Source organism: Pseudaquidulcibacter saccharophilus, from assembly GCF_019455445.1.
Taxonomy (GTDB): domain Bacteria; phylum Pseudomonadota; class Alphaproteobacteria; order Caulobacterales; family Aquidulcibacteraceae; genus Pseudaquidulcibacter; species Pseudaquidulcibacter saccharophilus.
Window position 1 is genome coordinate 786,171 of sequence record NZ_JAHWUS010000001.1, and the last position, 26,417, is coordinate 812,587.

General features: G+C 40.6%; 29 protein-coding genes. 18 read left to right on the forward strand and 11 right to left on the reverse strand.

From position 1 onward, the window contains the following. The first annotated feature begins 19 nt into the window (after positions 1-19). From KXV15_RS03680 to accD, 4 genes are read left to right on the forward strand one after another with little or no spacing between them, the layout of a single operon-like run. Entirely contained in the window at positions 20-679 is a 660-nt protein-coding gene (locus KXV15_RS03680; RefSeq protein ID WP_240006802.1) for a phosphoribosylanthranilate isomerase, read from the forward strand. A gap of 14 nt (positions 680-693) precedes the next feature. Next, positions 694-1,917 carry a tryptophan synthase subunit beta gene (gene trpB / locus KXV15_RS03685; protein ID WP_240006803.1) on the forward strand — a complete coding sequence of 408 codons (1,224 nt, stop codon included), beginning with the start codon at positions 694-696 and terminating at the stop codon, positions 1,915-1,917. 1 nt (position 1,918) lies between these two features. Beyond that, entirely contained in the window at positions 1,919-2,731 is an 813-nt protein-coding gene (gene trpA / locus KXV15_RS03690; RefSeq protein WP_240006804.1) for a tryptophan synthase subunit alpha, read from the forward strand. Positions 2,732-2,748: 17 nt separating this feature from the next. Beyond that, positions 2,749-3,609 (forward strand): acetyl-CoA carboxylase, carboxyltransferase subunit beta, encoded by an 861-nt coding sequence (gene accD, locus KXV15_RS03695; RefSeq protein ID WP_240006805.1) that lies wholly within the window; start codon positions 2,749-2,751, stop codon positions 3,607-3,609. On the opposite strand, the gene KXV15_RS03700 is transcribed toward accD, so the two are convergent. From KXV15_RS03700 to KXV15_RS03720, 5 genes are all read right to left on the reverse strand, one after another. Further along, positions 3,610-4,365, reverse strand: coding sequence for an HvfC/BufC family peptide modification chaperone (locus KXV15_RS03700; RefSeq protein ID WP_240006806.1), 756 nt, complete (start codon positions 4,363-4,365; stop codon positions 3,610-3,612). Further along, positions 4,352-5,191: an MbnB/TglH/ChrH family RiPP precursor modification enzyme gene (locus tag KXV15_RS03705; protein WP_240006807.1), complete on the reverse strand. Its 840-nt coding sequence runs from the start codon at positions 5,189-5,191 to the stop codon at positions 4,352-4,354. The genes KXV15_RS03700 and KXV15_RS03705 overlap by 14 nt, the downstream gene beginning before the upstream one ends. A gap of 11 nt (positions 5,192-5,202) precedes the next feature. Beyond that, positions 5,203-5,475 carry a BufA1 family periplasmic bufferin-type metallophore gene (gene bufA1 / locus KXV15_RS03710; protein ID WP_240006808.1) on the reverse strand — a complete coding sequence of 91 codons (273 nt, stop codon included), beginning with the start codon at positions 5,473-5,475 and terminating at the stop codon, positions 5,203-5,205. Positions 5,476-5,554: 79 nt separating this feature from the next. Then, positions 5,555-5,959 carry a DoxX family protein gene (locus KXV15_RS03715; RefSeq protein ID WP_240006809.1) on the reverse strand — a complete coding sequence of 135 codons (405 nt, stop codon included), beginning with the start codon at positions 5,957-5,959 and terminating at the stop codon, positions 5,555-5,557. A 58-nt stretch (positions 5,960-6,017) separates the two neighbouring features. Further along, on the reverse strand, positions 6,018-6,296 hold the full coding sequence (locus KXV15_RS03720; protein WP_240006810.1) for a BufA1 family periplasmic bufferin-type metallophore: 279 nt from the start codon (positions 6,294-6,296) through the stop codon (positions 6,018-6,020). A gap of 206 nt (positions 6,297-6,502) precedes the next feature. On the opposite strand from KXV15_RS03720, the gene KXV15_RS03725 reads away from it, so the two are divergent. The 3 genes from KXV15_RS03725 to KXV15_RS03735 are packed head-to-tail and all read left to right on the forward strand — an operon-like array spanning position 6,503 to position 8,104. Then, on the forward strand, positions 6,503-7,000 hold the full coding sequence (locus tag KXV15_RS03725) for a sigma-70 family RNA polymerase sigma factor (RefSeq protein ID WP_240006811.1): 498 nt from the start codon (positions 6,503-6,505) through the stop codon (positions 6,998-7,000). Then, positions 6,990-7,640: an NrsF family protein gene (locus tag KXV15_RS03730; protein ID WP_240006812.1), complete on the forward strand. Its 651-nt coding sequence runs from the start codon at positions 6,990-6,992 to the stop codon at positions 7,638-7,640. Before KXV15_RS03725 ends, KXV15_RS03730 begins: the two co-directional genes overlap by 11 nt. A 47-nt stretch (positions 7,641-7,687) precedes the next feature. Further along, a complete protein-coding gene (locus tag KXV15_RS03735; RefSeq protein ID WP_240006813.1) occupies positions 7,688-8,104 on the forward strand; it encodes a low affinity iron permease family protein in 417 nt (138 codons plus the stop codon). On the opposite strand, the gene KXV15_RS03740 is transcribed toward KXV15_RS03735, so the two are convergent. Both KXV15_RS03740 and KXV15_RS03745 read right to left on the reverse strand, forming a co-directional pair. Further along, complete coding sequence (locus KXV15_RS03740; RefSeq protein WP_240006814.1) at positions 8,101-8,979, reverse strand: LysR substrate-binding domain-containing protein; 879 nt, start codon at positions 8,977-8,979, stop codon at positions 8,101-8,103. The genes KXV15_RS03735 and KXV15_RS03740 overlap by 4 nt on opposite strands. A 34-nt stretch (positions 8,980-9,013) precedes the next feature. Next, the gene (locus tag KXV15_RS03745) at positions 9,014-10,030 is read right to left on the reverse strand and encodes a YeiH family protein (protein WP_240006815.1); all 1,017 of its coding nucleotides are present in this window, start codon (positions 10,028-10,030) and stop codon (positions 9,014-9,016) included. 186 nt (positions 10,031-10,216) lie between these two features. Here KXV15_RS03745 and ilvD point away from each other — a divergent pair, with 186 nt between their 5' ends. Then, entirely contained in the window at positions 10,217-12,067 is a 1,851-nt protein-coding gene (gene ilvD, locus KXV15_RS03750) for a dihydroxy-acid dehydratase (protein WP_240006816.1), read from the forward strand. Between the two features lie 15 nt (positions 12,068-12,082). On the opposite strand, the gene KXV15_RS03755 is transcribed toward ilvD, so the two are convergent. Further along, entirely contained in the window at positions 12,083-12,682 is a 600-nt protein-coding gene (locus KXV15_RS03755) for a TetR/AcrR family transcriptional regulator (protein ID WP_240006817.1), read from the reverse strand. An 87-nt stretch (positions 12,683-12,769) separates the two neighbouring features. On the opposite strand from KXV15_RS03755, the gene KXV15_RS03760 reads away from it, so the two are divergent. After that, positions 12,770-13,783 (forward strand): SDR family oxidoreductase, encoded by a 1,014-nt coding sequence (locus KXV15_RS03760; protein WP_240006818.1) that lies wholly within the window; start codon positions 12,770-12,772, stop codon positions 13,781-13,783. On the opposite strand, the gene KXV15_RS03765 is transcribed toward KXV15_RS03760, so the two are convergent. Beyond that, a complete protein-coding gene (locus KXV15_RS03765) occupies positions 13,770-14,258 on the reverse strand; it encodes a DUF2867 domain-containing protein (RefSeq protein WP_240006819.1) in 489 nt (162 codons plus the stop codon). The two genes, KXV15_RS03760 and KXV15_RS03765, sit on opposite strands and share 14 nt — an antisense overlap. A gap of 88 nt (positions 14,259-14,346) precedes the next feature. Between KXV15_RS03765 and KXV15_RS03770 the strand changes: the two genes are divergently transcribed. Further along, a complete protein-coding gene (locus tag KXV15_RS03770) occupies positions 14,347-15,336 on the forward strand; it encodes a DUF4424 family protein (protein ID WP_240006820.1) in 990 nt (329 codons plus the stop codon). Here KXV15_RS03770 and ubiM read toward each other — a convergent pair. After that, positions 15,333-16,616: a 5-demethoxyubiquinol-8 5-hydroxylase UbiM gene (ubiM, locus tag KXV15_RS03775; protein WP_240006821.1), complete on the reverse strand. Its 1,284-nt coding sequence runs from the start codon at positions 16,614-16,616 to the stop codon at positions 15,333-15,335. The two genes, KXV15_RS03770 and ubiM, sit on opposite strands and share 4 nt — an antisense overlap. 370 nt (positions 16,617-16,986) lie before the next feature. Between ubiM and cydP the strand changes: the two genes are divergently transcribed. From cydP to KXV15_RS03810, 8 genes are all read left to right on the forward strand, one after another. Beyond that, on the forward strand, positions 16,987-17,136 hold the full coding sequence (cydP, locus tag KXV15_RS13540; RefSeq protein WP_420830565.1) for a cytochrome oxidase putative small subunit CydP: 150 nt from the start codon (positions 16,987-16,989) through the stop codon (positions 17,134-17,136). Between the two features lie 20 nt (positions 17,137-17,156). After that, positions 17,157-18,686, forward strand: a complete 1,530-nt coding sequence (locus KXV15_RS03780; RefSeq protein ID WP_240006822.1) for a cytochrome ubiquinol oxidase subunit I — start codon at positions 17,157-17,159, stop codon at positions 18,684-18,686. A 13-nt stretch (positions 18,687-18,699) separates the two neighbouring features. Next, on the forward strand, positions 18,700-19,839 hold the full coding sequence (cydB, locus tag KXV15_RS03785) for a cytochrome d ubiquinol oxidase subunit II (protein WP_275671538.1): 1,140 nt from the start codon (positions 18,700-18,702) through the stop codon (positions 19,837-19,839). Positions 19,840-19,851: 12 nt separating this feature from the next. Further along, positions 19,852-19,956 (forward strand): cytochrome bd-I oxidase subunit CydX, encoded by a 105-nt coding sequence (cydX, locus tag KXV15_RS03790; protein ID WP_240006823.1) that lies wholly within the window; start codon positions 19,852-19,854, stop codon positions 19,954-19,956. Then, the gene (locus tag KXV15_RS03795; RefSeq protein WP_240006824.1) at positions 19,928-20,233 is read left to right on the forward strand and encodes a cyd operon YbgE family protein; all 306 of its coding nucleotides are present in this window, start codon (positions 19,928-19,930) and stop codon (positions 20,231-20,233) included. Before cydX ends, KXV15_RS03795 begins: the two co-directional genes overlap by 29 nt. A 99-nt stretch (positions 20,234-20,332) precedes the next feature. Further along, entirely contained in the window at positions 20,333-22,834 is a 2,502-nt protein-coding gene (locus tag KXV15_RS03800) for a TonB-dependent receptor (protein WP_240006825.1), read from the forward strand. A gap of 3 nt (positions 22,835-22,837) precedes the next feature. After that, entirely contained in the window at positions 22,838-24,049 is a 1,212-nt protein-coding gene (locus tag KXV15_RS03805) for a histidine-type phosphatase (protein ID WP_240006826.1), read from the forward strand. A gap of 64 nt (positions 24,050-24,113) precedes the next feature. Next, entirely contained in the window at positions 24,114-25,238 is a 1,125-nt protein-coding gene (locus tag KXV15_RS03810) for an acyltransferase family protein (RefSeq protein ID WP_240006827.1), read from the forward strand. A 9-nt stretch (positions 25,239-25,247) separates the two neighbouring features. Here the strand turns inward: KXV15_RS03810 and KXV15_RS03815 are convergent, their stop codons facing one another. After that, positions 25,248-26,279, reverse strand: coding sequence for a LacI family DNA-binding transcriptional regulator (locus tag KXV15_RS03815; protein WP_240006828.1), 1,032 nt, complete (start codon positions 26,277-26,279; stop codon positions 25,248-25,250). Positions 26,280-26,417: the final 138 nt, after the last annotated feature.

Here is a 26,417-nt window from a genome sequence, read left to right on the forward strand (position 1 = left end):
AATATCGTAAGCCGCACTTATGACCTATAAACATAGTATTCTGGTTAAAATCTGTGGTCTAAAAACCAAGGCGGCAGTGCGTGCGGCAATTGAAAATGGTGCAGATTTTATTGGTCTGGTCTTTTTTGAAAAATCCCCGCGCAATATTGGCTATGAAGATGCATATGAACTTGTGAAATATGCCAAAAACATTTCAGAAAACGTGGAGGTCGTTGCTGTTACTGTTGCACCAGATGATGAAATGCTACGCAAGCTCAAAGAGATTGGCATTAATTGGATACAATTGCATAAGATTGACGCCGTCACTAGGCTTGATGAAATTCGTGCGATTGGTTTCAAAACTATGCTTGCCTTTGGGATTTCTGCAAAAGAAGATTTAGAACAAATTGTCCAGTTTGACGGTATCGCCGATTATATACTTTTTGATGCCAAGGCACCAAAGGGCGCAACCAATGAAGGTGGTTTTGGCATTTCATTCGATTGGGATATCTTAAAAGACTTGAAAACTAAATCCCCTTGGATTTTATCTGGTGGTTTAACGCCATTGAATGTTGTGCGGGCAATTGCTGCAACAAATGCAGATTTTGTCGATGTTTCATCTGGAATTGAATCCGCATTGGGAATAAAGGACATCACGAAAATCGAAAACTTTCTTAAAGCTGTAAAAGGGCCAAAATAGTAAAGGTTAATATTGTGAACAAACAACTTCATAATGACTGGAGTGCTTATCCAGATGAAAATGGTCGCTTTGGGCAATTTGGTGGGCGTTTTGTTGCCGAAACCCTTATGCCGAACATTTTGGCACTCGAAGAAGCGTATAATAAATATAAGGATGATGAGGATTTTAAGACCGAATTTTCAGGGCTAATGACCCATTATGTCGGTCGCCCAAGTCCTTTGTATTTTGCAGAACGCTTGACCGAATATTATGGTGGCGCAAAAATTTATTTTAAGCGTGAGGAATTGAACCATACCGGCGCCCACAAAATTAATAATTGTTTGGGGCAAATATTGTTGGCAAAACGCATGGGCAAAACCCGTATTATTGCGGAAACTGGCGCTGGTCAGCATGGTGTCGCAACCGCAACAGTATGTGCGCGCTTTGGTTTGCCTTGTATGGTTTATATGGGTGCAAAGGATGTTGAGCGCCAAAGCCCTAACGTTTTCCGTATGAAGTTATTGGGTGCAGAAGTTAATCCTGTAACATCAGGCACGCAAACTTTAAAAGATGCAATGAATGAAGCATTACGTGATTGGGTGTCGAATCCACACGATACATTCTACATAATTGGTACTGCGGCTGGCCCGCACCCATATCCACAAATGGTTCGCGATTTCCAAAGCGTTATTGGTAAAGAAGCCAAAGAGCAGATTTTGGCTGCCGAAGGTCGACTTCCTGATGCCGTTGTTGCTTGTATTGGCGGTGGTTCAAATGCGCTTGGTTTATTCCATCCATTCTTGAATGAAGAAAATGTGAAGATTTATGGTATTGAGGCTGCAGGTCTTGGTCTTGATACTGATAAACATGCCGCTGCGATGGCGGGCGGTCGTCCTGGTGTACTTCATGGTAACCGTACCTATTTATTGCAAGATGACGATGGGCAGATTTTGGACGCACACTCAATCTCTGCGGGGCTTGATTATCCTGGTGTCGGGCCGGAATTGTCATTCTTAAAAGATACTGGTCGTGCGACCTATCTTTCAACTACTGATGATGAGGCATTAGAGGCATTCCAGCTTTGCTCTCGCCTAGAGGGGATTTTACCTGCATTAGAGCCATCACACGCATTGGCACGTATTGGTGAAATTGCCAAAGATATCGGCAAAGGTGGTGTTGTCGTCCTTAATATTTCGGGTCGTGGAGACAAGGATATTTTTACAATTGCCAATGCCATTGGCGCGAACATCGGGGGATAATATGCCAATAAGCAGAATTTCAAAAGTTTTTGAAAATGCCAAGGCGGAAAATCGCGCTGCATTGGTTCTTTATACAATGGCGGGCGATCCAACCCCTGAATTATCAGCAAATATCCTAGAGGCAGTTGCCGAAGGTGGTGCAGATATAATCGAAATTGGCTTCCCATTTTCTGATCCAATGGCAGACGGTATTTCAATTCAAAAGGCGGCAATTCGCGCACTTGAAAACAAAATGACGCTTAAGAAAACTTTTGACCTTGTCAAAGATTTTCGCACTAAAAATCAAAATACTGCGATTGTGCTTATGGGTTATTTAAACCCTATTGAGAGCATGGGATACACGAAATTCGCGCAAAATTGTGCTGATTGTGGGGTTGATGGTGTGATTGCAGTTGATGCGCCGCCAGAAGAAGATATGGAGCTGCGCACTGGCTTAAAGGCAAATGATGTTGCATTAATCCGCCTTGCAACGCCAACGACTGACGCGCACCGTCTTGAAAAAGTTGTCGAAGATATTTCTGGCTTTGTTTATTATGTTTCGGTTGCCGGCGTTACGGGAACCAAGGCAATTGATACAGATGCCATAAAAGACAAAGTCGGACAGGTGAAAGATGCGGCAAAATTACCGGTTGCTATTGGCTTTGGCATACGTACAGAAGAGGCGGCACATAACACTGCACAGCTTGCGGATGGTATTGTTATCGGTGCCGCACTTGTCGATACAATTTTTAACGCTTATAAAGATGGTAATGATTGTGTAAAAATCGCCAAAGATTTTGCAACGCGCATGAAAAATGCGGCAGTTAAAAACTAGAAAATGGGGTTATAGATTTGAGTTGGTTAGACAGAATTCGTCCCGGTATCAATAAATTACTTAAAAAGAAAACAAACGATACACCTGATAACTTGTGGGTTAAATGCCCAGATACTGGCGAAATGCTTTACCGCGCCGATTTGGAAGCGAAATTATGGGTTACGCCATCTGGTCGCCATATGCGTATTAATGGTGAAACCCGCCTTAAGCAGCTTTTCGACAATAGCCAATATGAAGCAATTGATTTGCCGGAAGTGGTTGAAGATCCCCTAAAATTCAAAGACGACAAAAAATATGTGGATCGCCTAAAGGCGGCACGCGCGGCAAATAATGCGCGTGACTGCATGTCTATCGGTTATGGGAAAATCAAAGGCAATGATGTTGTTGTCATCGTGCAGGATTTTTCATTCATGGGTGGCTCGCTTGGCATGGCTGCCGGTGAGGCGTTTATCAAGGCCGCGGAAACTGCGGTTGCAAAAAACTGCGGCATGATTTGTGTAACTGCTGCGGGTGGTGCAAGGATGCAAGAGGGGATTTTATCCCTAATGCAAATGCCGCGCACAACATTGGCAATTGATTCATTACGCGATGCGGCATTGCCATATATCGTGCTTTTGACCGATCCAACAACTGGCGGTGTTACTGCTTCTTATGCAATGCTTGGTGATATTCATATTGCAGAGCCGGGTGCATTAATTGGCTTTGCCGGCCCGCGTGTTATCGAACAAACCATACGTCAAAAACTTCCACCAGGCTTCCAACGTTCTGAATATTTGAAAGAGCATGGTATGGTTGATATTGTGGTTCATCGCGCCGATTTGCGTGAAACTTTTGGCAAATTGCTTGGAATGTTAAAGCCACAGGCCAAAGCAGCGTAATTAAAAAACAAATAAACCATTTTCACAGGCATAGGCGAAATTCGCCTGTGCCTTTTGTGTATTGGACACTTGGGAAATTGCGTTATCAATCGCGCTTGTAATATTGTTATGTGCCATATTTTCAATGATTTTATGGATAATACCGTCATCAATCATCATTAAGATTTCAAAACTTTGCCCCTGCCATAGGATTATTTTTTGTGACGTAATTTTAAATTCAAAATCTTTTAGGCAATCTGATTTTATACATTGAAAAAGACTAAATGCATTGGTTTGGCAATCAATGACTTTTACAGATTGCGTAGTCTTTATGCTTTGCACACCATCATTGGAAATTTCATTATTGAATCCATTAAAATCTAGATGGTTTTCATATGGCGCAAGTTCGCACAAATATTTTGCCCATTCAATTTTTGCCAAATCGACAAGTAATGGCGTTATTTCGCCAAAATCATTGCTAGATAAAAATTCGGCAAATTCGGCACCGTAAAGGGTAACATTGCCGATTTCCAAAGGATGTTTTTTGACGAAAATGGATGAAAAATGTTCAAAATCGTCGCCAATTATTTGCGCGCAATATGGATATTTATCTTTTAATATATTGCCCAATATAAGGCGGCAATTATTTATATAAATCCCCATATTGGGCTGGTATTTTTCATCTGCCAAAAATGGATTAAAGCTTTTGTCATGAAAATAAATTTCATTCATAAAGGCAGATTGGAATTTTGCTAATTCATCATCAGGCATGCTCATGGGATAGCGCCTTTTGTTTGATGTCATTTGCCAGATTAGTTTCTTCAAGCATTATTGATAATGGTGGAACATCGGTATCCCATTCAACAATGGTTTTTACATCGCCAAATTTCTTTATTGCCGCGGAATATAAATCCCAAACTTTGGGATAGGTTTTATGCCCATGAGTATCTATAAAAACCGTCCTGCCGTCGGTTAAATTTTTGATTTCATATCCAGCAAGGTGGATTTCTCCCACCAAACCAGATTCAATATCATCAATCGCCGAATATGGGTTAAAATCAGTATTTTGCCGACAAACTTCGAGGTTGTTGACATCAAGCAAAATCCCGCAACCGGTTTTTTGACAAATTATGTTCATAAACTCACTGAGCGAATATTCATTCCCCTTTACCTCAATATAAAGTGATGGGTTTTCAATCAAGATTTTACGCCCAATAAAGTTTTGGAAAGTATCAACATTACGGATGAAATTTTCAAGCGCTTGATTGCTCAGTGGGAATGGCAATAAATCTGGTGTGAAAATATTTCCAAAACCTGAAAAGCTTAGATGATCGGAAACTAATGTGGGCTTAAATTCATCAAATAGGGTTTTTAATTGTTCAAGATGTGTTGTTGATAACCCGTCAGAGCTTCCAAGGGAAAGCCCAACACCATGGAAAGAGAAATCATAATTTTCACGTAAATGCGGCAAAAAACTTCGGGCATATGAAGTGTGGAAATAATTTTCACTATGAAATTCAAGCAATGCCATTGCTGGCTTTTGTTGCAATAAATCTTCAAAGTGGCTTGGTTTGGCATTAATGCCGCATTTATGAAAAGTCATTTATTTACGGATTATCCGATAACCCGTCCTTTTGCTAATTTTTTACAAGTTCCCTTTGGAAGGGTAACCCATTCATTTGGATCATTATCTTTTTTCGCCATACCAGCGCATGAGTGACCATTAGCAGAGCAATCGTTCATTCCAGTTCTAACCACGCCAGCACACATTTCGGTGGTTGGCGATTTTTTATCCATATGAGCTTCAGAGCGTTTGGCAATAAAACTTGCGCCTGAAATGAATGCGATTGTTGCCGTGGTTGCGATTAAAGCCTGTTTTTTATCCATGTAAAGCTCCGTATAAAACTCCGTAATTGCAACCTTTTTACGTAAAAGTTTTAGTTTTACAATGGACAAATTGACCCAGCTAAAATATTGAAAATGGCTTAAATAGTGAAAACCGACCTGCACCAAACGAAATTAAAATCGATAATAAAATCATCCAATAATAATGCTCTTGGGTGCCCGGATAGACAAAAATTTCAATAACCGCAGTAAGGCATAATAAGGCGATTGCGGCGATGCGTGTACCAAAACCAATTAATATTGCTACACCTGCGCAAATTTCTGTTGTTGTACCCAATATCGCTGCGAGTTCAGACGGCAGAAGTGGGACATTATATTCATTGGCAAAAAGATAAAGCGTGGAGTCCCATGAAAATATTTTCAAAAGACCAGAGCGCAGGAAGACGTTCGCAATCCATATTCTTATGAATAGCAATATTAAATCTTGTAGCCATTTTTGACTTAGAGAAAAATTTGTAATTTTCATTTTTTTATCAATCATTCGAATATTGGGGTGCTGGTTTGCACAGCACCCCATAAATAAATTAACCGACTACCTTGCCGTTGACCAATTTCATGCAAGTGCCTTTTTGAACTTCTACCCATTCGTTGGCGTCACCATCTTTTTTTGCTTGGCCGGCACATGAATGACCGTTTCCTGCACAATCATTTTTACCGGCTTTTACAACGCCTGCGCATTTTTCCATTGCTGGTTTCGCCATCATTTTATTGTTGCCTGCATTTGATGCGGTTGCGATGATGCTTGTGCCTGCCAAAAATGCAATGGTTGCAGTGGTGGCGATGATTTTAGTACGATTGTTCATTTTGTAATCTCCTTGATAGATCGGGCTTGTGGATGTTAATTCGGGCCGCGATATAAACGATTACGTGGCGGCTTGTAAAAAGGTTACAAATTTAAAGAAATATTTGCATGAAAAAATATTTCCACATTTGTCTGTAACTTTTTGTGAAACTGTGCGTATTTGTAATTATGCAGGTTTTGAACAAAGATAATTGGCATAGTCTTATGATGTCTTCACTATCGGGTGATAAGGCTAATTATAGAATTTTGCTTAGTGAGATTAAGGTTTGGCTTGAGGCGTTTTTCCGCAAAAGAGTACATAATGATGCGGTCGATGATTTGGTTCAGGAAACCTTGTTGGCAATCCACAATAAAAAACAAACATTCGATGTTAAACGTGAATTCATGCCGTGGCTGATTGCGGTGGCACGCCATAAATGGATTGATAGGATAAGGAAAAATCTGCGCTATATTGAAGTTGAATTAGACACAGATTTTGTTTCGGAAATTAATACCGAAATAAGTGCAAAATATGATGTTCAAAAACTTTTAAACACATTGCCGCACAAGCAGGCGCAAATTATTGAAATGGTAAAATTACAGGAATTAACCAATGAAGAAGTCGCAGAAAAACTTGGGCTAAGTGTTTCTGCGGTAAAAGTAATAATTCATCGCGGTATTAAAACCATGCAGGCAAAAATATCGGAGGTGGCGGATGTCCAATAAATTTGAAGATAGCTTTATCGATGATTTGGTTGCCGATCTAAAGCCAGCCCGCCCACTAAACATTTGGGTTTTGTCAGGACTTGCCTTGATTGCAACAGCTGTTCTGTCGATTTTGATTGTCGCTTTCTTTGGCATGCGTAGCGATATTATAGAGGCGTTTAAAAACGGCGTAGTTGTATGGAAAAATGGTGGCTTGCTTTTAGTTGCTATTGGCGCATTCATTTATGTGATGAATAATTCACGCCCGATTAAAGTTAAATCAAATTACGTAATTTTGTTTATGCTGTTGTTTGGGGGTATTATATTTTATCAAATTCTAAAATTGGTAATTAATGGCAACTTTGAGCATGAACTGACCAATATCAATTTTGGCGCCTACCAGACCTGTATGTCAATAATTCTCGTTGGTGGCGGTATGGTTTATTTTGCAATTTGGAAAATTTGGCTAAGGAATGGTGCTTCAACGAATCCGCAGTTTCAAAGCACTATGGCAGGGATTTTGTCGGGTGCAATTGCGGCATTTTCCTATGCTTTTCATTGCAATATGGATAGTATTTTCTATTATATTATTTGTTATGTTTCACCCGTTGTTATGCTAGGTATTATTGGCTATATTTTGGGTAATCGTTTGAAATGGTGATGCCCTATATAACTTATTCTAGGCTTCACGGGGCTAATGGGTTTATTATGGCAAAATCTACATTCTACGCAAAATTTGCAAAAGCGGCCGCAAAGTTTACCGGTCGTCCAGTGGTTTTTAACCTTGCGGTTCTTACAATTGTCATCTGGATTGTAACAGGGCCAATTTTCAAATTTTCTGATACTTGGCAATTGGTGATTAATACAGGCACGACCATTGTAACGTTTTTGATGGTGTTTTTAATTCAGAACGCTCAAAACCGTGATACACAAGCTATACAGATTAAATTAGATGAACTAATTCGTGCCACCAAGGGCGCACATAATGCACTTTTGGATTTAGAAGAATTAGAAGAAGAAACCCTTGATAAATTTCGCGATAGGTATGAAAAACTTGCGGCAATCGCCCGAACTAAAACCATTCTTGGCGATGATGATACCGATACCCCAGAAGCCGCGGATTAGTTTTCTGTAAGCATGGTTTTAAATGCCTTTAATGCCCGTGATTTTGCACGGTCCTTGAGAGTAAGAATGGTAAATTTACGCGCGGCAATTCCACTTGGAAAACGGTTTATATTTTCATTATTACCAATGCCGCTAATTACAAGTTCGGAAATTAAGGATACCCCAACACCAGCAGAAACTGCCGACAACACAGCCTCATTTGACGGCAGTGTAAGGGCGATATTATCTTGCTTTAGTTCAATTCCATAATCGGCAAGATATAATTCAAGGCTATGCCTTGTGCCGGAACCTTGTTCACGCACCACGTATTTTAAATTCTGCAATTTGGTTTTGGTCTTCATATCATTTGCCCAAAGCCTTAATTCACGTGGTGCAACAAAGGTAAGCGCATCGCCCTTTATTTCAGTGTGTTCGAGGGTTGAGTTATTTTCGCCTTCAATAATGCCAATATCGGCGATGCCGTGTTCCAACATCTCAATGGCTTTATCGCTATTGGCTATGGTTGTGTTGATTTTTATATTTGGGAAAGTCTTGTGAAATTTTGAAATTCTTTCAGCTAGCCAATAATTGCCAATGGTTTGGCTGCAAACAACATCTATTGCGCCATGGTTGCCGCCTGATAAATCTTTTAATAATTCATCAGTGGTTTTTGCTTGGGCAATCATTTTATAGGCTTCTGGCAATAATGCGCGCCCATTTGCATTGATCTTAATATTTCTGCCAATTCGGTCGAATAACTTCAGGTCATATTTAAATTCTAATTGCGAAATTGCCGAGCTTACAGCCGATTGCGACAAGCAAAGCTCATTTGCAGCATTGGTTAAATGCCCTGTTTCTGCAACTTTTATAAATATGCGCAATTGATCTAATGTCATCATTTAATCTGAATCACACATAATTAAATGCTTATCAAGCAATAAATTCGATTAATGCTAATCCCAAAATTGATATAAACAATGATCCGGCCAATGCTAACAAAAGTGGTTTAATTCCCATTTTTCCTATTGCGCTAAATTTTGTGTGCAGCCCCATTCCAGCTAATGCAACAGTCAAAAAGAATGATGATAATTTGCCAATTTCAAATTTTATATTGGCTGGAATGGTGAAAATATTCGCTATGATGATGAATATTATAAAAGCAACCACAAACAATGGAATCGGCATTTTTGCATTATTTTTATAACTGCCACGGCGGAATTGAATAAGGGTCACAAGTGGCGCAAGCATTAATACACGGGTTAATTTGGTTATAGTTGCAATATGGATGGTTGCCGCATCCTTGCCAGAAACTGCCCCGACTACTTGGGCAACTTCATGGATTGAAATCCCACTCCAGATGCCAAATTGCGCGCCGCCAAGATTTAATAACTTGCCAATGAATGGGTATAGCAACATAGATAATGTGCCAAAAATTGTTACCATTCCTATGGCATAGGCAACGTCTTCATCTTCGGCATTGGTTGCGGTGTTAACCCCCAATATTGCTGCCGCACCACAAATGCTGGTTCCGGCGGCGATTAGTTCAGCTAACTTATTATCCACGCCAAACAATTTACCAATTGTTTTGATGAAAATAAAACTACTAACAAGGGCAAAGATTGTCATGGCAATGTGAAATGCCCCAAAATTCAAAAGCTCATTAACTGAGATTTGTATTCCCAATAATGCCACGGCAACACGCACCAAGACTTTGCTAGAAAATGCGGTTCCAGCGTGCGTTTGAGGCGGCAGTTTGATTAGGTTGCCAATTATAATTCCATTGATTACGGCTATGATGGATGGGGAAAATTGTTTTAATTCATGTACCCCGTTTAGAGTGAATGCGGTGGCGGCAATCACAAGACATATTAAAAGCCCGGGAATGATGGCCAAAGATTGTTTGCGTATCGCAAAAAGCTTTGTGGTGGTTGGTAATGCGGTGTTCATATCGCCTGTTTATGAGGGAATTATAATTCAATCAAATTGATAATAAAGTTTAAATTAATCAATAAAATCGAATAATAAACAAAAAAACGGCAAAATATTATTTTTGATGTACTTATTACTTTAAAAATGGCGTACAATAGGGCATAAGGCACAAAATTTTTTTAATGTGACCCAATGGGGATAATAATGCCTGAATTACGTTCAAAAACCTCGACTTTTGGAAGAAATATGGCGGGTGCGCGTGCATTATGGCGCGCAACTGGCATGACTGATGGTGATTTCAAAAAGCCGATTATTGCCGTGGTCAATAGCTTTACCCAATTTGTCCCTGGGCACGTCCATTTAAAAGATATTGGTCAATTGGTTGCGCGTGAAATCGAAAAAGCCGGCGGTGTTGCCAAGGAATTCAATACGATTGCAATTGATGACGGTATCGCAATGGGGCATGGTGGCATGCTTTATTCATTGCCTTCACGTGATTTGATTGCTGATTCTGTTGAATATATGGTCAATGCCCATTGCGCCGATGCGATGGTTTGTATTTCCAATTGCGATAAAATTACCCCTGGCATGTTGATGGCGGCAATGCGCCTTAATATACCTGCGATTTTTGTATCGGGTGGCCCGATGGAAGCGGGCAAGGTAAAAATAGGCGATAAAACCCATTCGTTAGACCTTATTGACGCTATGATTCAAGCAGGCGATGACAGCATTTCTGATGAACAAGTAAAGGCTGTTGAAGATGCGGCATGCCCTACCTGCGGTTCTTGTTCTGGTATGTTTACTGCAAACTCTATGAATTGCTTGACCGAGGCGATGGGGCTTTCATTACCAGGCAATGGCACCGTGGTTGCGACCCATACTTTCCGCGAAAGATTATTTAATGAAGCGGGTCAAAAAATTGTTGAGCTTTGCAAAAGATATTACGAACAAAATGACGAAAGCATTTTGCCGCGTAACGTTGCCAACAAAACCGCACTTGAAAATGCAATGGCACTTGATGTGGCGATGGGTGGTTCAACGAATACTGTATTGCATATTCTTGCGGTCGCCAAAGAGGGTGGCATTGATTTCACAATGCAGGATATTGACCGCATTTCACGCAAAGTTCCATGCATATGTAAAGTTGCCCCTGCGGTGCAAACCGTTCATATCGAAGATGTTCACCGCGCCGGTGGTATCATTAGTATTTTGGGTGAATTATCACGCGCAGGTTTAATTGAAACTTCTGCCCCTACTGTTCATGCGCCAACATTGGGTGATGCAATCGCAAAATGGGATATTATGGTTTCAAATGATGAAGGTGTGAACGAGTTTTTCCGCGCTGGCCCTGGTGGTGTCCGTTCGGCAACTGCATTCTCACAATCAATGCTTTGGAAAGAAACTGATAAGGATCGTGCAAAGGGCGTCATTCGTTCCAAAGATAATGCCTTTACCAAGGATGGTGGTTTGGCTGTGCTTTATGGTAATTTGGCGGAAAATGGCTGCATCGTAAAAACTGCAGGTGTTGATGAAGAGATTTGGAAATTCCAAGGTCCAGCCAAAGTTTATGAATCACAAGAAGATGCGGTTAAGGCAATCTTGGCAAATCAGGTGGTTGCGGGTGATGTGGTTGTAATCCGTTATGAAGGGCCAAAAGGTGGTCCGGGTATGCAGGAAATGCTTTACCCAACTTCATATTTGAAATCTAAGCATTTAGGGAAACAGTGCGCTCTTATCACCGATGGTCGTTTTTCCGGTGGTACTTCTGGTCTATCAATTGGCCACGCAAGTCCTGAAGCGGCGGCTGGTGGCTTGATTGCCTTGGTCGAAGAAGGGGATATTATCAAAATTGATATTCCAAACCGTTCAATCGTACTTGATGTATCAGATGATATATTGGCAAAACGTCTGGTGGCAGAAAAAGCACGTGGACATGATGCCTTTACGCCGAAAAATCGCGATCGTTATGTTTCACAAGCGTTGCAGGCTTATGCGGCAATGACAACCTCTGCTGATACTGGTGCGGTGCGTGATATTTCACAATTGCGTAAATAAACAAATATAGGCGGGTTATTCGGCGATACTTCGTACAAAGGCGACCAAGTCACGCCCGCCTAATTTTGTGTCGCCTTCGGCAAATGATTGCAATGCCGTTGAATGGCTTAATTGTTTAACAATTACGGCAAGTTCGTGGGTTGGGATTTTTGGCTTTAAACCTAGCTTGGCAAAAATAGCATCTAGGGTTTCTTCTAATGCTTTATATTGCGCCGCCATAAATTCGGCATAATCAGCGGTAAATTCCGGGTTGCGCGCGGCATTAATCGCCAATTCATAATTAAAAATAATCCAATCCTTGTCTTGATTACCCTCAACTAGCCATTTTTCAATTTGATCTAATAAATCTTCAGGTGCAGAGTTTTCGATTAAATCAGCAAAGCTTTCGAATGTATCATCCTTATGCTTTCTTAAGAGCGAAAGCATCAAATCTTCTTTAGAATTAAAGTTTGAATAGAAAGCCCCTTTTGTAAAGCCGGCTTTGGCAACGATTTTATCAATCGAGGTTCCATTAAGCCCATGTTGCGTAAATAATTCCTGTGCCGCAGCGATTAATTTATCACGCGTTTGCGCCTGCGAAACTGCACGAGTCGTTCTTTGCGTTTTTTTTTCCAATACAAGCCTCTAAAATCAATTGACATACTATTTAGTATGTGAAATAGATACCAAATAGTATCTTAAATCAAATCGGGAATTTAAACAATGACAATAAAGACAATTTTGGTCACTGGTGCAACTGGTCTTTTGGGGAATAATCTTGTGCGTGAGGCTCTTGCACAGGGATTTAATGTAAAAGCAATGGTGCGAAATATCGCAAAGGCACAGCGGCAATTTAAAGATTTGCCACAGATTGAATTTGTTGAGTTTGATATGTTTAACATCAAAAAACTGGATTATGATTTTGCGGGTATTGATGCCTTATTCCATACCGCGGCATTTTTTAGGGATTCATATAAGGGCGGCACACATTGGCAGGAACTATATGAAACCAATGTTATTGGAACCAAGATGTTGTTGCAAAAAGCCTATGACAAAGGTGTTCGCAATTATGTTCATATTTCATCAATTGCGGTTTTAGATCGTTTTAAAAATCGAGCATCAACCGAAAAAGACCTTGCCAATATAAATAATGTTGATGATTATTATCGCAGCAAAATTTTATCAGACCGCGAGGTCAATGAATTTGCCAGTAAACATCCCGATTTAAATTATCGTTTTGTTCTGCCGGGCTGGATGCATGGGCCGGGTGATTTGGGGCCAACATCTGCGGGGCAGATGGTTACAGACTTTCTTAAAAAGAATATTCCTGCCATTCCCCCCGGTGAGTTTTCGCTGGTTGATGCGCGTGACGTTGCAAAAATTGCCATTCTATCTCTTGAAAAAGGGCGTCAGGGTGAAAGATATCTTGCGGCTGGTTGGTCTTTGAAGATGCAAGAATTATTAATGAAACTAGAAAAGTTGAGCGGGACAAAAGCACCAACTTTTAAAGCACCAATTCCGATGCTTTTCTTGATGGCATATATTGGTGAAATTGGCGCGCGACTGTTCAAAAAGCCCGCATTAATAAGTATTGCATCACTAAAACTGTTAATTCGTGAACAAGGCGTAATGAACTTTGACCACACCAAAACCCGAACCGAATTGGGTTTTGAATTCAGGTCAGTTGACGAAACCTTGCGCGATGAGATTGCATGGATACGCGCTAATTTTCTTTAGCAACCAAAGAAAGTGATTGTGCGACAATAAGCTTGTGAAATGGTTTGACCATAAACAAATATGCCTTGCCCAATATATTATGGGTCTGCACATAGGTTGATGAATAAACAAATGTATTTGAATGGATATTCTCAACTTCAATAACAATTCTGAAGTTAAGATGTTTATCATCAAAGCCCAGCACAAGCTTGTCATCACTTTTATGGACAATGGGAAACATTCCGATTGCCTTTTGGTTTTTATCTAAAGGTGCACTAGTTTTGATGCCAAATGGTGCAACTATTAAATTACGCAGAGCCATAAGAGGGGTTACCCACTTTGGACCATTTTCAATCGCAATTATTGCTGCCTGTTCTGCCGAAATTATCTTATCAGTCTTGATTACAAAACAATCTGCAAAACTATATGGTTTAAATTCAGATGCGTTGTCCCTTATTCGGATTTGCTTTACACCCGAAGTCGTTTTTGTTGACAATGTTCCTAACCCCCGTTGCAAAACAATTAAAATCAATTAATTAAATTGGCAAGCTTTATAACATTTATAGCTTGTTTGGAGAGGGATTATGTTGAAACGTATTTGCGCATCATTGATTGTCATTGCACTTTCTACATCCTTGCCGCAGGCTACATTTGCCAATGATAGTGAGGCGGAATTTGCGTTGGGTGGGCTAACGCTCTTGCAAAGCAAATATATTTCTATGGATTCTGAGGATTTGTTTATTTCTGCGGAATTGGTGAAGGTCTCTTATAAGTTTACCAACAATTCTGACAAGGATATAAAAACCACGGTTTCGTTTCCTTTGCCGGCAATTCCATATGATTTCACCGATCAATATTATGAGGATTTAAACCTTCCCAATTATGATGATTTGAATTTTAAAACCCTTGTTGATGGCAAAGCTATTTCATACCGCAAGATTGTTACGGCAGAGCTGGACGGCAAAGATATAACCGAGGTTTTGAAAAAATATAAATTACCAATTGATTGGGTGGCACTTGTCGGAACTGGGAAAGACTGGTCTGATAGCGTTTCTGTTGAACAGATGGACGATTTAAAAAAGCAAGGTCTTTTAAAAGAATATGATGATGGAACATTCGCCCCAACATGGTCGGCACGTACCAGCATTGTTCGTGAACAAGTTTTTCCGGCACATAAAACCATTTCGGTTGTGCATTATTATCGCCCTTTAGCGGGTGGCAGTGTTGGCGGTGCACTATCCGAATTAGACGCAAATCAAGAGTTGGCAAAAGAATATGAAACAAAATATTGCATTGATAAATCATTCTTAAACGGCTTTAAAAAAGCCGAGGCCGCAGCAATCGCCAAAGAACAATATTATTCAGAAACCTGGCTTGGGTATGTTCTTAAATCGGGTGCAAATTGGCAGGGGCCGATTAAAGATTTCCACCTAACAATCGATAAAGGAAGCCCTAAAAATCTGGTCAGCTTTTGCATGGATGGGGTCAAGAAAACCTCATCCACAAAATTCGAAGTCTTCAAAAAAGACTTTGAACCAACCAAAGATTTAGATATTTTAATCGTTAATTTTTAGGCATTGCGCAATAGTTTTAACAATTGTAACGGGCGCGGTAATGGCATTGGATTCCCTGCGTGGTCATCCATTAGTTTATCCATAATCATACCCTTGATTGGTGACATTTTATCGGCAACGCGGATTAAAACCTTGCGCGCAACCTGTGCCACAGGGTGATCATTGGTATAAAGTTTCACAATGGCGGCCGTGCCAAGATATAATGGCAAGGTTGCACGTTGATGGTTGGTTTCAAACTCTTTTAATACTGCCCATGAACCTATGTCTTGACCGCGTGCCAAGGCGCTTCGTAACGAGTTTCGTAAAAATTCAATGCCGGTAAGGCCAAAGTTAAAACCATGTGCGGTTACGGGGTGCATCCCAACCGCCGCATCACCAATTAGCGCAAAGCGTTTTGATACAAATTTGTCAGAATATACGCCCACCAGTGGGTATGGGTAACGCGCAGTAATAAGTTCCATTTTACCCAATTTATGACCAAAGTTTTCAGAGCACCATTCGGTGTATTCTTCATCGCTTAGCGCCATAAGGCGTTTGGCCTCATCATGCTTTACGGTTACTACCATTGAACAGCAATTGTCATTTAGTGGCAAAATCGCCATTGTGTGACCGATGTGGAAATTTTCACTTGCGATATATTCATGTGATTTTTCATGCCGCATTTTTGCGACAATCATAGTCTTTTCGAAATTATATTTCGATGCCGGAAGGCCAACCATATCGCGAATATCTGAAAAACGGCTGTCCGCGGCAATTAAGAGTTTTGCATCAAGTTCCGTGCCACTTTTTAATTTTACCACGACATTTTTTGGATTAATTTTTAAATCTTCAATGCCTTCATTGTCATAGATTTTTACATTGGCATCATCTTTAACGACATCAATTGCAGACTTACGAATTTCATGGTTAGAAATAATATATGCAAGTTGTTTAGTATCATTTGAACTAAGCCCCATGAAAAATTCTTCACCAGCATTATAAACTTTGGCAGATTGAATTATTGAAATTTCTTCAGGTGCAATCCTGTCCCACATATCAAGTTCAGACATCATATGTTGTGACCGATGTGTAAGCGCAATTTCACGGCCATCATATTTTGGTTCAAGTATTGCGTTCACGCCTTGGCGTTCAATAATTGCAACTTTTAATCCAAGTTGCGAGACCGCTTTTGCCGTTGAAAGCCCAGCCGGTCCCGCACCAACAATAATAATGTCGTATTTAACAGAAGTATTATTTTCAGATGGGGTTTTGGCGGTTTTGCGCGGTTTTGCACTGGTCACTTTAATTGTCCTTATTTAATGCAATTTAATATATGCCTTTTGCCCCAAATGCGACAATTTTGCCATGCGACATAGTTGCTTAGGTGGCGATGTAAATATTTCCTAGTGTTACAGTTGGTAATTGATAAATCAAAATATTCGGATATATTAAGGTAATTTTAGTTGGAATGAGTCTTGGTTGGGCGTAATGTTTTTAGCATTATTTCTGACATTTTGTCCCACCTAAAATGTTTTAAAAACAATCAGTTAATTCGAATTTGTATTTCAATTTGGGTAAATCCATTAATTAAATAATTGACAATTAATTGTTGTACTACTAATACAACAATTAATTGTTGTATGGATAATGCAACAATATAAGGAGCGGTAGATGCAAGACCGTGGTTTAGTCAAAAAAATCTTTGCCGTTATTGGGGTCAAGTTGATTTTGCTTACCCTAATATGGGCGTTTTTTATTAATGACTACAAGGTCTCGGTCACGCCACAATCGGTAGAATCACATTTTTCTATCAATAAATAACTCAAGAAAAGGCGATAATTATGCAGGAGCATTTGGTAGATATTTCGCGGTTACAATTCGCAATTACCGCGCTTTACCATTTCTTGTTCGTACCACTTACTTTGGGGATGACATTCATATTGGTGATTATGGAAAGCACCTATGTCATGACGGGCAAGCAAATTTATAAGGATATGACAAAATTTTGGGGCAAACTATTTGGGATTAACTTTGCCCTTGGTGTAACTACTGGTATCACGATGGAATTCCAATTCGGCACCAATTGGGCATATTATTCGCATTATGTGGGTGACATATTTGGTGCACCATTGGCAATCGAAGGTTTGATGGCGTTCTTTTTGGAATCAACTTTTATTGGCCTTTTCTTCTTTGGTTGGGATAAATTAAGTAAACAAAAACACCTTTTGGTGACTATTCTAATGGCGATTGCCACTAATTTATCGGCATTGTGGATTTTGATTGCCAATGGTTGGATGCAAAATCCGGTTGGTTCTGATTTCTCTTATGTAACCATGCGTATGGAAATGACCAGTTTCTGGGACGTTATTTTTAACCACGATGCGCAGGCAAAATTCGTGCATACGGTTTCCGCGGGTTATGTAACCGGTGCGATTTTTGTGCTTGCGATTTCTTCATATTATTTATTGCGTAACAAGCATGTGGAATTTGCCAAACGTTCATTCCGCATCGCGGCGGCGTTTGGTTTGGCAGCAAGCTGTTCAGTTATCGTTTTGGGTGATGAATCTGGCTATACAGTAAGTGAAGCACAAAAATCAAAAATGGCGGCACTCGAAGCCATGTGGCATACGGAAAAAGCCCCTGCGGGTTTGACGCTAGTTGCCAGTATTAATGAAAAAGCACAAAAGAATGATTGGGAAATTAAAATCCCTTATGTGCTCGGCTTAATTGGTACACGTAGTGTCGATAAAGAATTACCAGGTATCTTGGAAATCAAAGCCGAGAATAAAGAACGGATCATCAAGGGCATTACTGCGGTAAAAATGCTTGATGAGTTGCGTAAAAATCCGAAAAACCCTGAACTTGCAGCACAATTTGAAAAAGTAAAAGGTGATTTGGGTTATGGTTTATTGCTTCGTAAATATGTCACTAATATGGACGAAGTAACACCTGAAATTATTACCAAAGCCGTCAATGACACTATTCCAAAAGTTACACCAATGTTCTGGAGCTTTAGGGTGATGGTAGGTCTTGGTTTCACAATGTTATTCTTGTTCATTGCATCATTTTATTATTCGGTAAAAGGTAATTTTGCCGAAAAGAAATGGCTTTTGACTGCTGCTACATTGGCATTGCCCTTCCCGTGGATTGCCTCCGAAGTTGGTTGGTTTGTTGCCGAATATGGTCGTCAACCATGGACAATTTACGGTGTGTTACCAACCCATTTGTCGGTTTCCGCATTTAGTGTTGCAAATGTTTACGGTTCTTTGGCTGGCTTTATTGGCTTCTATACTTTGCTCTTGGTGGTTGAAATGTATCTGATGATAAAATTCGCCCGCCTTGGTCCACAAAATTACGCAACTCCGCATTAATCAGGGGATTAAAATGTTAGATTATACAATTTTAAAAATTATCTGGTGGGTGTTGGTTGGTGTACTTTTAATCGGCTTTGCGATTATGGATGGTCACGATATGGGCGTTGGCACATTGCTACCATTCGTTGGAAAAGGCGATACTGAAAGGCGTGTTGTTATCAATACCGTCGCCCCACATTGGGATGGTAATCAGGTTTGGTTTATTACTGCGGGTGGCGCGGTTTTTGCGGCGTGGCCACTTGTTTACGCTACTGCATTCTCTGGTTTTTATTGGGCAATGATGGCGGTGCTATGGTCACTATTCTTTAGACCCGTAGGTTTTGATTATCGTTCAAAGATCGAAAACAAAACTTGGCGTCAAACATGGGATATCGGTCTGTTTATTGGTGGATTTGTGCCTCCAGTAATTTTCGGCGTGGCATTTGGTAATCTTTTACAGGGTGTTCCATTCTATTTCGACAATAATCTTTTGCCGCATTATACAGGAAGCTTCTGGGCATTATTGAACCCGTTTGCATTATTGTGTGGTTTGGTTTCAAGTTCGATGATTACTTTCCACGGCGCCAATTATCTTATGCTGCGTACCGAAGGCGATATTTATAATCGCTCAAAAATTGCAGCAATGATTTTTGGACCATTGACACTTGTTTTATTTGCCCTGGCCGGTGTTTGGTTGAAAATGGGTATAAGTGGTTATGCACTTGTTGGAAATTATGACATTGGTGCATTGCCAAACCCGCTTGATAAAACAGTTGTTCATGAGGTTGGCGCATGGATGAAAAATTATTCCGCAATGCCGATAAGTATGGCGGTTCCGGCACTTGGTTTTGCGGCAGGTCTTATCGCAATCTTGCTTGCAAAAATGAATAAATCCGGTGCGGGTTTTGTCTTTACCTCTTTGATGATGGCAGGAATAATTGGTACCGCAGGGGTTTCAATGTTTCCATTCATTATGCCTTCGTCAACCGATCCAAAATCAAGCCTTTTGGTTTGGGATAGCGTTTCGAGCCATCTAACATTGGCGGTTATGTTCTGGGCGGCGATAATTTTTGTTCCAATCATTATCTTCTATACCTCTTGGGCATACAAAGTCATGAGTGGCAAAGTCACCAAGGAATATATCGAAGAAAACAAACACAGCGTCTATTAAGGAGTATTTATAATGTGGTATTTCGCATGGGTTTTAGGCGTTGGCTTTGCAATTTTGTTTGCAATTTTAAACGCAATATGGGGCGAAAATGAAGAAGAACGCCGCAATTCAAAATAACACAAAACCACCCCAAAAAGAGGGGGCGACCGGCATAAGCTGGTCGTCCCTAATCCTTGGCTTGGGGATAATGTTTTTGGGAAGTATTTACCCTTTTGTCTTTGCCAAAAACGGCGCGGTTAATCATGGCGTTTTAATGCTTTTCATGTGGGCGATGGCGGCGGGGATTATTCGTGGTGTTGGGTTCATACCATCCAACCCGATTTTGCGAATGGTGGCGTCATCATATGCGGCGTTTATCGCATTTGCATTAGCGCTTGTGCTGATGTTTGCATAAAAGACCGTCACAAAAACTTCACTAATTATTCGCGTATTTGCAAAACGACACCTCTATCGACACCAATTAATATTGGTGTTGATTAGGGGTAAATCACAAATGTCAAAAAAAATCATTCTTGCGGCGGCTATATCGTCTGCGGCGTTCATTGCTGGCTATGCATATGCTGATGAAGATACAAAAACTGTTGTCGTATTTGGAACGCGTGCAGCGGAAAGAAATTCTATCGAGCAACAGAAGAATTCAAAAAATCTTGTAAATATTATTACCGCTAATGATGCGGGCAAACTTCCTGATCAAAACGTAGCCGAGGCTGTGCAACGCGCACCAGGCGTCACAATGGATGACGACCAAGGCGAGGGGCGTTATGTTGTAATTCGTGGCCTTGACCCATCTATGGCTGCGGTGCGGGTAAATGGCCAAGAGGCCGCGGCACCAGAAACCGATACACGCTCGGTTAAACTTGATACAGTCCCTGCTGGCTTGGTTGGTTCTGTTGAAATTATTAAAAACCAAAGCGCAGAGTATGATGCCAATGCCATTGCCGGAGTGGTGAATATCAAAACAATTTCTGCTTTTGATAAGAAAAAGCCGTTCATTGCAGGTCGTGTGAGTGGAACTTATATCGACTTGAATAAAAAGAATGCTTATGACGCTGACTTCTCTGGCGCAAAAAGATTTGGCGCAAATGGTGAATTTGGGGTTGCTTTTGCATTGAACGCTTCACGTCGCCCGCAAGCATCAGAAAACCTTCAAGGTACTGAAAGCTGGTCTGATACTGGTATTCCAAATGATTGGCGTCTTCGTTCATATTATGTAATTCGTAATCGCCAAGGTGCGGCATTAAACCTTGATTATCGTCCGAATGACAATATTCAACTTTATGCCAAGACACTTTATTCACACTTTACAGATCTTGAACAACGCCAGCAATTTCGTGTGAACCTTGATGGTGCAACTTTAACATCACTAGGTAATGATACTTATTCATTTACCGCAGCAAAAGCGGCAACGCGCGACATGAAATATCGTGATGAGGATGAAAAAATCCTAACTGCGAATATTGGCGGTAAATATTTCATGGGGCAAAACAAACTTGAAGTTGATTTCACAAATTCAAGCGCCAAAAAGAATGATGACCCGCGTTATAATTTTTTGTACACAAGTGGCAAGAAAAACCTTACTGGCACGCTTGATCTAAACGATACGCTTTTCACCGTTACGCCAGCGGCAATATATTATGACGCTTCACAATATACATCGAAAGATTCAAAATCTAAGGCCGCTATTTTAGAAGCCGATCATTACCAAGAAGATTTGAACCAATTCAAGGCAGATTATACAATGCCAACTGAATTGTTTGGCAATACAGAGTTTAAGTTTGGTGTGAAATATACTGATCGCCATAAACAAAGTGCAATTGATTACCGCGCATATAGCGTGAGCGGATTGGTGCTTTCAAACTTTACAACCGGAATTGTTGACCCAATGTATGGCTCTAAATATGCGTTTGGGCCGGGCGTTGATTTCCAAAAATCACTTGATTATGCGCGTGCAAATAACCTTCTGGTTCTTGATAGTGCTGCATCGGCCGCATCTGATTTGGGTGGCGACTATGATGTAAAAGAAAAAGTTACCGCTGCATATGCACAAGCAACCATAACAAATGGCGATTTGACAATTATTCCAGGTATTCGTTTTGAACATACCAATTCAGAATTTGCCGCAAAGAAGTTTACATTATCATCACCGCTTGATCTCGGCTTTAATAACTTTGGTTCAAAAGATTATAACGATTTCTTCCCATCCGTTGTTGGTAAATATTCACTTGGTGATAATCAACAGTTGAGATTTGCTGTCACAACCTCAATCGGCAGACCAAATTATGTTGATATCGCACCTTATGTAAATATTGATACAAGTGGCGATAAAATCGAGCAGGGCAACCCTGACCTAAAACCACTTAAATCGACAAACCTTGATTTGGGTTATGAACATTATTTTGGTAAAGGTGCGGTGGCATCAGTTCAGGCTTTTTATAAGGACATCAAAGATCCGATTTTCCAAACTAGTAGTGTAGTTTCGGGTGGAACTTATGACGGTTATTCTTTGTCAAGTTTTGCCAACCTTTCTAGTGCTTATGTTTATGGTGTTGAGCTTAGCTACGTAAATCAATTCACATCATTGCCGGCGCCATTTGATGGTTTTGGGGTTAATCTTAACTTGACCTTGCAAAAATCATCAACCGATGGTGCACCGGGTAGAAGTGACAAAGTCCGTTTGATTTATACTTCTGATACAACTGGCACAGCCGAACTAACTTATGAGAAAAAGAACCTTACTGCACGCCTTGCTTATTCGTATCGTTCTGAATTCTTGGATACATTGGGCGAAACAAAAGCCACCGATATTTATACAAACGGTCGTGGAAAAGTTGACTTTAAAGTTGGTTATGCGCTTACTGATAATGTGCAAGTATTTGTTCAAGGTAAAAACCTTAATGAATCGCAATGGCGTAGATATATCGGACAACGCAACCATTTGGTTGAAAACGAATTCTATGGCAAAACATGGTCTTTTGGTGTTGAGGCGAAGTTCTAATTCATGAAAAAGATAATTTCCGCGGTGATTGCTTTTTTGGTTTTATGCCCGTTTTTGGCGGCAGCAAAATCAACAGCAAAAGTAAATGATAATAAACCTGTTTTGGAGCGGGTGGTTGTGGTTATGCGTCATGGTATTCGCCCGCCAACCAAAGAGGTTTTTGTTCCGCAAGGGGCGACTAACCGCGTTTGGGCAAAGTGGGATGTGCCATATGGTCATCTAACTGCCCACGGCGGCTTGGCAATTGCCAAACTTGCGGAATTTGACGGCGGAAATTATCACGGATTTTTGGGTGGGGATTGTAAATCATTGCGTGTTGTTGCCGATATTGATCAACGCACCCTTAAAACCGCAGAGATTTATGGAAAAACCATCGCGCCAAAGTGCAACATTAATGTTGAACATGTTGCTCTTGATAGTGTTGATGAGCGATTTTCACCATTTGAAGGTAAAACCAATCTTGACAGCAATTTGATGCTTGCTTCTGCAAGCAAACAATTACCAGAAGGTGGCTTTATCGCGCTTCATCAAAAATATGCGCCGCTTTTGGCAAAGCTTGATAAGGTTAGCGGTTGTTGTGCGCCACCACTTTGCCCAGATAATAAAGCTTGTGGTTTGAATGATTTAAAAACTGATTTTAGCATTAAAAAAGGCGGTCGAGTAAAAATTGATGGCGGTCTCGATATTGCCTCAACTATGGCACAAGTGCTTTTGCTGCAATATAGTGATGGCAAACCGTTAAGCGATGTTGGTTTTGGCGAAGTTAGTGTCGATGATGTTCGCGCATTATCCGAATTCCATGCTCTTGAGTTTGGATTAATTGCACGCCCAAAAGTAATAGCAAAAATAGGTGCTAAACCATTATTAAAAGAAGTTGAAAACGGGCTTTTTGCCGCTAATGCACCAAAATATTCTGTCTTTGTTGGTCATGATACTAATATGGCAAATATTGGTGGTGCGCTTGATTTGCATTGGGTGGCAGGCGATCTTGCCGCAGATGATCCGTCACCAGGTGGTGCTTTGATATTTGAAAAATGGCGTAGCAAAAAGCAAGGCGAATATGTTGTGGTTCGTTATCGTTCGCAAACTTTGGATGAAATGCGCACACTTGATAATTTAAAACCAAATGCGAGCAAAGTTTTATCGCAACCTCAGTGTGATGCAAAATCATCATGTTCTGCGGCGCGTTTTAAAAAGTTACTGCTTGCCAATTAAGGCGGTTACAAAAGAATTAAACTTTTTGCTTTAGTGCGGGACTTTGCAGGATATTATTATTGCAATGACCGAAAACAAAAACCTTATCTCTTTTTCCGCCAATTCAAATTATCTCCCTGGTCTTGATGGTGTTCGCGCAATTTCAATTTTAATTGTGTTGGTTTCGCATTTCGGCCTTGGGAAAATTGTTCCCGGTGGCTTTGGGGTTACGATATTCTTTTTTGTTTCAGGCTTTTTGATTACCCGTCTTTTAGTGGGGGAACAGAATAAAACTTGCGGAAATATCAATCTTCCTAATTTTTATATCAGGCGGTTTTTACGCCTTATGCCCGCGCTTTACGTGTTTGTGGCATTCACTTATTTTTTTAGTTTGTTTTTCGGGGTCAAGGCAACGACGGGGCAAACCATAAGTGCGCTATTATATTTCGCCAACTATTATGATGTTATTTGGCAATATTTTGGCTGGGCGCAGCGGATTGTTCCATGGGGACATTTATGGTCCTTGGCAGTCGAAGAGCATTTTTATTTACTGTTCCCATTTTTGCTTGCTGTTTTTGGTCGTAATCAATCATCACGCCTAAAGCTAATTATCGGAGTTATTATAATCGTTGCCATTTGGCGCTATTTTGCCTTTACCACATTAAAGCTTGGCGAAAATTATACATATTCGACAACTGATTGCCGTATTGAGAGCATCGCTTGGGGTTGCTTATTAGCGGTGCTTTTTGATGGATTTGATGCGTCAAAAAAACGGCTTAATTTCCTGATTGGTTGGCATTGGGTTGGGATAGGTCTTGGAATAATATTATTCTCATTGCTTTTCCGTGATGAAACATTCCGTGCAACAATGCGTTATAGTATTCAAGGTATTGGGGTTTTTATCCTAATTCTAAATTTATATGCATTTCAGCCATTGGGGTTTGCCCTTAATATTTTGGAATTAAAACCAATACGGTTTTTAGGGCGTTTATCATATTCGCTTTATTTATGGCATTATCCAGTTTTATGGGGTTGTTACCGCATGATTGGGGAAGATGTCGGCGACGTGATTTTACCTGCCAAACTATTGATAATAGCAATTATCGGTAGCCTTGGTTTGGCATTATTATCTTATTATTACATTGAACGACCATTCTTTGCATTACGTAAGAAATTTGGTGGTAAACCGGTTGAGGAGATGCGCACCTAAAACGGCACGCTATCCGCCACAGGTTTCACGAACAATTAAATCAGTTGGCACACGTTCGGATGGTATCTCAGCCTCGCCACCCGATGCAATTAGTTTTGAAACTAATAGTTTTCCAGCACGTGCAACATTTTGCGAAATTGTCGAAAGTGCGGGGTCGGAAAAACTGGCAAATTGTACATCGTCATAACCAACAATTGAAACATCTTGCGGCACGCGAATATTATTGCGTTTTAACGCGCGCAATGCACCAATTGCAATCATGTCAGATGCCGCAAAAATTGCATCAAAATCGCGTTTTTCACCGATTAATTCGCTGGCGCTGGCTTCACCAGAAACCGCATCAAAATGGGTTGGTAAAATAAGGTTTTGATCAGGTTCAATGCCTGCTTCACGTAATGCTTCAAGATAACCTTGATAACGTTGCAACGCCTCACCGGCGACGGTATCACCAAAAAAGGCAATACGTTTCCGCCCCAATCGTAAAAGGTGTCTTGTGGCGCGCCGCCCGCCAACGAAATTGTCGGACCCGACCGAGCAATATTGTTGCCCTGGTAATTCTGCGCCCCATACCACAAACCGTGCATGGCTTTGCGCAAGCTCGTTGAAATCTTCGTGCAATGTTGATTGGCCAAGGAAAATAATGCCGTCAGAGCGGTTGGTTTCCATAACCTCTAATAATTCATCGTGGTTAGATGGTGATGAATGGGAAACGAGGAAATCAACCCCTCTTTCACGGCTTGCCTCACCAATTGCGGCAACCAATTCAAGAATGAACGGATCTGAAAGTTTTGGTTCGCGTGCTTGGGGGCGGGGGATAACAATGGCAATTGTTGCCTCTGCACCCAACGGGCCGGCGGGAGTATAGCGTCTGAATTGGTAATTATTGGCAATTGCTAATTGCCAGATACGTTTCTTTGTGGCCTGATTAACATTTGGATGGTCACTTAAGGCACGCGAAACCGTTGAGATAGAGACACCCGCAAGCTGTGCAAGGTCTTCTAATTTGCGCATGTCACCCAATTTCTTATTATTAGACGACATCTTTCCCCCTTGAAAAATTGTTTTGCAAAAATTTTCACATTGCAATGAATATAAAAACTAAGGTATAAAGCCATTAGTAAAAGGAAAACATCAGGTTTTTCTTAAATAAGTCAACAAAAATAAACAATAAAAGGGTGG